This is a genomic window from Pseudoxanthobacter sp. (assembly GCF_036822375.1).
Lineage (GTDB): Bacteria > Pseudomonadota > Alphaproteobacteria > Rhizobiales > Segnochrobactraceae > Pseudoxanthobacter.
This window is the reverse complement of sequence record NZ_DAISHT010000317.1, coordinates 1-2,944: the sequence shown is the minus strand read 5'-3', so window position 1 is coordinate 2,944 and position 2,944 is coordinate 1. Positions and strand designations below refer to the sequence as shown.

3 protein-coding genes are annotated in these 2,944 nt (G+C 66.8%); all 3 read right to left on the bottom strand.

The features are described from left to right. Positions 1-158: ClpX C4-type zinc finger protein (locus tag V7067_RS17060; protein WP_334177085.1), on the bottom strand; the 158-nt coding region annotated here is incomplete at its 3' end. Between the two features lie 275 nt (positions 159-433). Beyond that, positions 434-1,060, bottom strand: coding sequence for an ATP-dependent Clp protease proteolytic subunit (locus tag V7067_RS17055; RefSeq protein WP_334177084.1), 627 nt, complete (start codon positions 1,058-1,060; stop codon positions 434-436). A 192-nt stretch (positions 1,061-1,252) separates the two neighbouring features. Next, positions 1,253-2,605 (bottom strand): trigger factor, encoded by a 1,353-nt coding sequence (gene tig / locus V7067_RS17050; RefSeq protein ID WP_334177083.1) that lies wholly within the window; start codon positions 2,603-2,605, stop codon positions 1,253-1,255. Positions 2,606-2,944 lie beyond the last annotated feature (339 nt).

Sequence of the window (2,944 nt, the reverse complement as noted above, 5' to 3'; positions counted from 1 at the left end):
TTGTTCTCCTCGCGGATGATATCCATGCACAGCTCGACGCATTCGTCGCAGATGAACACGGTCGGACCTGCGATCAGCTTGCGCACCTCATGCTGGCTCTTTCCGCAGAAGGAGCAGTAGAGGGTATTCTTGGAGTCGCTGCCGCTGACCTTGCTCATGTCTTCTTCCTCGTGCCTGGCCGGGAGCAGTCCGTCTGCGCCCGCCGCCGGCCCCGCCACTCCCGCCCGTCAGGGAGCGGCGCGGCACTCATCTCCGGCCTCGTGGTCCACCGGTTTCGTGGTTCACCGGCTCCGGCATGCCCGCCCGGCGGGCACACCTCTCAAAGTCGTACCAGGGCGATGCAAGCACGCCCCGCCCCGGCAGATCAAGAACGCGCCGGACGGCTTTTTCGCGGCATGGCGCAGGCTTCCCGCCCGCCCACGGCCGCAGGTCGTCACGCGGCGCCGAGCGAGGCGCGGTCGACCAGCACCTTGTCGATCAGGCCGAACGACTGCGCCATATCCGCAGTCATGAAATTGTCGCGCTCAAGCGCGGTCTCGATGGCATCGAGATTCTGGCCCGTGTGGCGCTGGTAAATCTCGTTCAGCCGGCGCTTCAGCGACAGAATCTCCTGCGCATGCAGCATGATATCGGATGCCTGACCGCGGAACCCGCCGGACGGCTGATGCACCATGATGCGCGCATTCGGCAGCGCGAAGCGCATGCCCTTCGTGCCCGCCGCCAGCAGCAGCGAGCCCATGGACGCGGCCTGACCGATGCACAGCGTGGAGACTTCGGGGCGGATGAACTGCAGCGTGTCGTAAATCGCCAGACCCGAGGTGACGTAGCCGCCGGGTGAATTGATGTAGAGCGAGATTTCCTTGGCGGGATTTTCCGCCTCAAGGAACAGGAGCTGGGCACACACCAGCGTGGCGACGGAGTCCTCGATCGGCCCGGTCACGAAAATGATTCGTTCCTTCAGAAGCCGCGAGAAGATGTCGTACGCCCGTTCACCGCGATTCGTCTGCTCGACCACCATCGGCACGAGGGTGCTCATGTAGGTGTCGACGGGGTCCTTCATGGAACGTCCTTCATGTGCTGATCGCACCGGACCGGAACCCGTTAGCCGGGATCGGTCTGGCCTTCCCAATCACGGCGCCGGACGGCGCCTCAATCCCCATATAGGGCATGGTGTGCGCGACCGGAAGACAGGACAATGCGATTAGCCACAGCGTCGCCGCGCGGGACGCTCCCGCGCGGCGACTTTTTCGCATCACGCCTTGGCGGCGGCCTCGTCCTCGTCAGCGGCGAAGAGCTCTTCCTTCGTCACCGTCTTGTCTTCGACATTGGCCTTGCCGAGCAGGAAGTCGACGACCTTGTCTTCGTAGATCGGCGCGCGCAGGGCAGCGACCGCCTGCGGGTTCTTGCGGTAGTACTCGAAGATCTGACGTTCCTGACCCGGATAGCGGCGCAGCTCGTCCTGAAGGGCGCGCTGCACTTCCTCGTCGGAAACCTCAAGGCCGTTGGTCTCGCCGACATGCGACAGCACCAGACCCAGACGCACGCGGCGCTCGGCGATGGTGCGATATTCCGCCCGCGCCTCTTCCTCGGTGGTCTCTTCGTCCGCGAAGGTGCGGCCGGAGCGGGCCATATCGGCTTCAAGCTGGCGCCAGATGCCGTCGAACTCGGTGTCGAGCAGCTGCTGCGGCACGACGAACTTGTGGGTCTCGTCGAGGGCGTCGAGCAGCGCGCGCTTCACCTTCTGGCGGGTGGCGGCGGTGTAGCGGCCGGAGACCTGCTCGCGCACGGCCTCCTTCAGCTTCTCCAGCGATTCGATGCCGAAGCGCTTGGCGAACTCGTCGTCGAGCACCACGTCGACCGGCGCCTCGACCTTCTTCGCCTTGATGTCGAAGGTGGCTTCCTTGCCGGCCAGATTGGCCGCACCGTAATCCTCCGGGAAGGTCACGGTGATGGTCTTCTCGTCGCCCGCGGCCATGCCGGTGAGCTGCGGCTCGAAGCCGGGGATGAAGCGGCCGGAGCCGATCTCCAGCTGGAAGTCTTCCGCCGCGCCGCCCTCGAAGGGCTCGCCGTCAACCTTGCCGAGGAAGTCGAAGGTCAGGCGGTCGCCTTCGGCCACCGGGCCTTCCTTCTCCTCGAAATTGCGCACCGACTTGGCGATGCCGGCGATTTCCTCGTCGATCTCGGCTTCGCTCACCTCGGCCACCGGGCGGGCGACGGTGATGGCGGACAGATCGGCCAGCACGATTTCCGGCAGCACTTCGTAGGACACGGCAAACGCCAGATCCTCGTTGCCCGACAGAATCGCTTCCAGCTTCTCGTCGGCGATATCGACGGAGGGCTGCAGCGCCGGCTTCTCGTTGCGCTCCTCGGCCACCTTGCGCACGGCCTCGGTCACCGCCTCGTTGACGATCTCGGTCATGGCCTGACGGCCATAGAGCTTGCGCAGGTAACCGGCCGGCACCTTGCCCGGACGGAAGCCGTTGATGCGGGCGCGCGTGCGCATCTCGTCGAGATAGGCGGTCAGCTTGGCGCCGAGGTCGGAGGCCGGGATGACGACCGCGAGTTCGCGCTTCAGGCCGTCGGACAGGGTCTCGGTGACGTTCATGGGTCCGTGTTCTTCTTGACGGAGCGCCCCGGATCACGGGGGCTCAGGCTACGATCGGGTCGGGCGGGCCGGCGGACGGGGTGTCGCGGGGCCGCGGTGCACGCCCCGCTCCGGGGCAACCGGACGGTCTGGAGCGGGCACCGGCGGCGCCACCGCCACCCGGCGGCCGGGCCTTCAGGCCGTGGGCCGGGCCGGCGCGCCGGCGCTGCACTGCCGCCGCCGGCGGCAACGCCGGGACAGGACAGAACAACGCACGCCGGAGCGGACGCCGGCCGCATGCGGCCTCGGTTCGCCCGCCGCGATACCGCCCCTTGGCCTTCAAGGCAACACCTTCTCGCG